This window comes from Acidovorax sp. KPB24-03 (assembly GCF_057546605.1).
This window is the reverse complement of the sequence record NZ_BAAJYR010000351.1, coordinates 1-3,667: the sequence shown is the minus strand read 5'-3', so window position 1 is coordinate 3,667 and position 3,667 is coordinate 1. Positions and strand designations below refer to the sequence as shown.

Below are 3,667 nucleotides of genomic sequence, written 5' to 3'. Positions count from 1 at the left end.
CCGCGCGGGCGAGCAGGGCCGTGGCTTCGCGGTGGTGGCCTCCGAAGTGCGCAGCCTGGCCCAGCGCAGCGCCGTGGCGGCGCGCGAGATCCGCACACTGATCCAGGAGTCCGTGCAGCAGGTGCAGAACGGCACCGGTCTGGTCGGCCAGGCGGGCAAGACGATGCAGGAGATCGTGCACGACGTGGGGCAGGTCACTGCCCTGCTGGGTGAGATTTCGCACGCCCTGCACGAGCAGAGCGACGGCATCGCCCATGTGAACCAGGCGGTCGCGCACATGGATGGCGCCACGCAGCAGAACGCGGCGATGGTGGAGGCGGCGGCGCGGGCCGCGTCGGTGCTGTCGGAACGCGCGAACGACCTGCAGCGTGCCGTGGGCGCGTTCAAGCTGGACGATGACGACGCGCCCGCCCTGGGCTCGCCCGGCCATCACGGCCCGTCCACTCTGCGCCTGCCGGCCTGAGGGCAGCGGCGGCGCGTTGACTCGCGTCTCAGTGCCGCGTCAGCGCCGCATCCATCAGAGGCCCAGCGCCTGCAGGCTGCCGCGGCCCTCGCGCACCACCCGCGGTTCGCCGCCGTCGTACATGTCGGTCAGGTCCACCACGGTGGTGGGCTCCAGCGGGCAGGCGCCCGCATCGACGACGGCGTCGATCTGGTGCTCGTAGCGCTCGCGGATCTCGCGCGGGTCGTTCAACGGCAGGGTTTCGCCCGGCGCGATGAAGGTGGTGGCCAGGAGCGGCGCGCCGTGCAGTTCCAGCAGCAGTTGCAGGCCCTTGCGGTCCGGCACGCGCAGGCCGATGGTCTTGCGCTGCGGATGGCTCACGCGGCGGGGCACTTCCTTGGTGGCGTCCAGGATGAAGGTGTAGGGCCCGGGCGTCGCCAGCTTGAGCAGGCGGTACTGCCGGTTGTCCACGCGGGCGTAATTGGCCAGCTCCGACAGGTCGCGGCACAGCAGGGTGAGGTGGTGCTTTTCGTCCACCTGCCGGATGCGGCGCAGGCGGTCCACAGCCGCCTTGTCGTCCAGTTGGCACACGAGGGCGTAGCTGGAGTCGGTGGGCACGGCCAGCACCGCGCCTTGCTTGAGCAGCGCGGCGCCCTGCTTGAGCAGCCGGGGCTGTGGGTTGTCGGGGTGGACTTCGAAATACTGGGCCAAGGGGAAGGTCCTCAGGCGGCGGTGTGGATGCGGTCTGCCAGCAGGTCCCACACGGGGGTCAATGCGCCGGGCAGCGGGGGCAGGGCGCCCAGGTCGGTGTGCGATTCGTCCGGACTGTGAAAGTCGCTGCCGCGCGACGCGGCGAGGTTCAATTCGGTGGCCATGGCGGCATACACGCCGTACTCGGCCACGGAATGGCTGCCGGTCACCACTTCCACCCCCCGGCCGCCATGCTGGATGAATTCGGTGAAGAGCGCGTACTCGGCGTTCGCGCTGAACTTGTAGCGGGCCGGATGCGCGATGACGGCGATGCCGCCGGCCTCGTGGATCCAGCGCACCGCATTGCCGAGCGTGGCCCAGCGGTGGGGAACGTAGCCGGGCTTGCCTTCGGTGAGGTATTTGCGGAACACCTCGGAGGTGTCGCGGCACACGCCCGTTTCCACCAGAAAGCGCGCGAAATGGGTGCGGGAGATGAGCTCCGGATTGCCCACATAGCGCAGGGCGCCCTCGTAGGCACCGCGGATGCCCACCTGGGCCAGCTGGCGGGACATTTCCATCGCGCGCTCGCCGCGCCCCCCACGGGTGGCGGCCAGGCCCTGGCTGAGCTGCCGGTCGTCCGGATCGAATCCCAGGCCGACGATGTGCACCGTGGTGTTGGCGAAGGTGACCGAGATCTCCACACCAGTGAGGTAGGGCAGGCCGTGCGATGCGGCGGCGGCCATGGCGCGGTGCTGGCCACCGATCTCGTCGTGGTCCGTCAGGGCCCACAGCTGCACGCCGTTGGCATGCGCCCGGGCGGCCAGTTCCTCGGGCGTGAGCGTGCCGTCGGAAACCACGGAGTGGCAGTGCAGGTCGGCGTTGAGAAGGATGGACACGGATCGATTCTAGGGCGCTGGCCCTCCCGTGTGTCGCAATCTCGCACCAGGTATGGAAAACCCCGCTGACGCCCATCGGCGCAACCACTGAAAATGTAAGCAAAAGTGCACGCCGGTAACGCTCCACGCGTTGCATCGTCTGCCGTGCGTTTTTTTTGCGCTTCTTCACCTTCGCCCATTTCCCGATGAACTTCCAGAACCTTTCCGTTGGCCGCAAGCTGTGGCTCATCATCCTCGGCCTCATGGGCAGCATGCTGCTGCTGGTCTATGCCCTCGTGGCCTACACCGCCCGCGTGGATGCCGACACCACCGCCATGGTCCAGGCCAATGAAGACCGCATCTCGCTGGCCTTGCGCTGGAAGGGCATGACACAGTTGGCCGTGGAGCGCGTGGTGGTCAGCGCGGTCACCACCGACGAGGTGCTGAGCACCCGCATGAAGGCGCTGGTCAAGAACGACATCGCCGCCATCACCGAGATCCAGAAGAAGATCATCGCGCAGGCCGTGGCGACCGAGGAAAAGGCCCAGCTCGAACGCGTCTCCGCCGAGCGCACCGCCGTGCTCAAGATCACCGCCCAGGCCCAGGAAGGCCGCGGGGACATCGACGCCACCCGCAAGCTCGTGGACGACACTTTGCTGCCTGCCGTCACCAAATACATCCAGACCCAGGAGACCTTCGTCGAGCAGCAGGAGGGCCAGCGCGAAGCGGCCAAGGCCGAGGGCCGGCGCCAGCGGGAAAAGGCGCACTGGATTGGCGCGGCGATTGCTGCCCTGGTGGTGTTGCTGGGCGTGTTCCTGGCGTACCTCACGGTGCACTCGATCACCCAGCCGCTGGACCGCGCCGTGGGCCTGGCCGACGCCATCGCCGAGGGCGATCTGACCGTCGACGTGCAGGACGCGCGCAAGGATGAGCTGGGCCACCTGCTGCGCTCGCTGTCCGCCATGGCGGCGCGCCTGCGCGGGGTGGTGGCCGAGGTGCGCTCGGGCGTGGAGTCGGTGTCCTCCGCCTCCACCGAGATCGCCACCGGCAACCAGGACCTGTCCGCCCGCACCGAACAGACCGCCGCCAACCTCGAGGAGACGGCGGCCAGCATGGAAGAGCTGACCGCCACCGTCACCCAGTCCGCCGACACCGCGCGCCAGGCCAACCAGCTCGCGTCCACGGCGGCGCAGGTGGCCGGGCGGGGCGGCGAAGTGGTGGGCCAGGTGGTGACCAGCATGCAGCAGATCACCGACAGCTCACGCAAGATCAGCGACATCATCGGCGTGATCGACGGCATCGCCTTCCAGACCAACATCCTGGCCTTGAACGCGGCCGTGGAAGCGGCCCGCGCGGGCGAGCAGGGCCGGGGCTTCGCGGTGGTGGCGTCGGAGGTGCGCAGCCTGGCGCAGCGCTCGGCCGAGGCGGCCAAGGAGATCAAGCTGCTGATCGACACCTCCGTGCGCAACGTGGAGTCGGGCTCGCAGCAGGTGGCGCAGGCCGGCCAGACCATGGAGGAGATCGTCGGCAGCGTGCAGCGCGTGTCCGACCTGATCGGCGAGATCACCGCGTCGTCCACCGAGCAGCGCGACGGCATTGCCCAGGTGAACCAGGCCGTGAGCAACCTGGACCAGATGACCCAGCAGAACGCCGCGCTGGT

General features: G+C 68.9%; 4 protein-coding genes. 2 read left to right on the top strand and 2 right to left on the bottom strand.

Translation table 11 applies throughout. The features are described 5' to 3' along the window. Window positions 1-463, top strand: a 463-nt coding sequence (locus AC27KI_RS20645) for a methyl-accepting chemotaxis protein (RefSeq protein WP_487115577.1), incomplete at its 5' end; no start/stop codon positions are given. Between the two features lie 54 nt (window positions 464-517). Here AC27KI_RS20645 and AC27KI_RS20640 read toward each other — a convergent pair. Both AC27KI_RS20640 and AC27KI_RS20635 read right to left on the bottom strand, forming a co-directional pair. Beyond that, on the bottom strand, window positions 518-1,153 hold the full coding sequence (locus tag AC27KI_RS20640) for an L-threonylcarbamoyladenylate synthase (protein WP_272565544.1): 636 nt from the start codon (window positions 1,151-1,153) through the stop codon (window positions 518-520). Window positions 1,154-1,164: 11 nt separating this feature from the next. Further along, window positions 1,165-2,028, bottom strand: coding sequence for a 3',5'-nucleoside bisphosphate phosphatase (locus AC27KI_RS20635; protein ID WP_487090588.1), 864 nt, complete (start codon window positions 2,026-2,028; stop codon window positions 1,165-1,167). 185 nt (window positions 2,029-2,213) lie between these two features. Here AC27KI_RS20635 and AC27KI_RS20630 point away from each other — a divergent pair. Further along, window positions 2,214-3,667: methyl-accepting chemotaxis protein (locus AC27KI_RS20630; RefSeq protein ID WP_487115575.1), on the top strand; the 1,454-nt coding region annotated here is incomplete at its 3' end.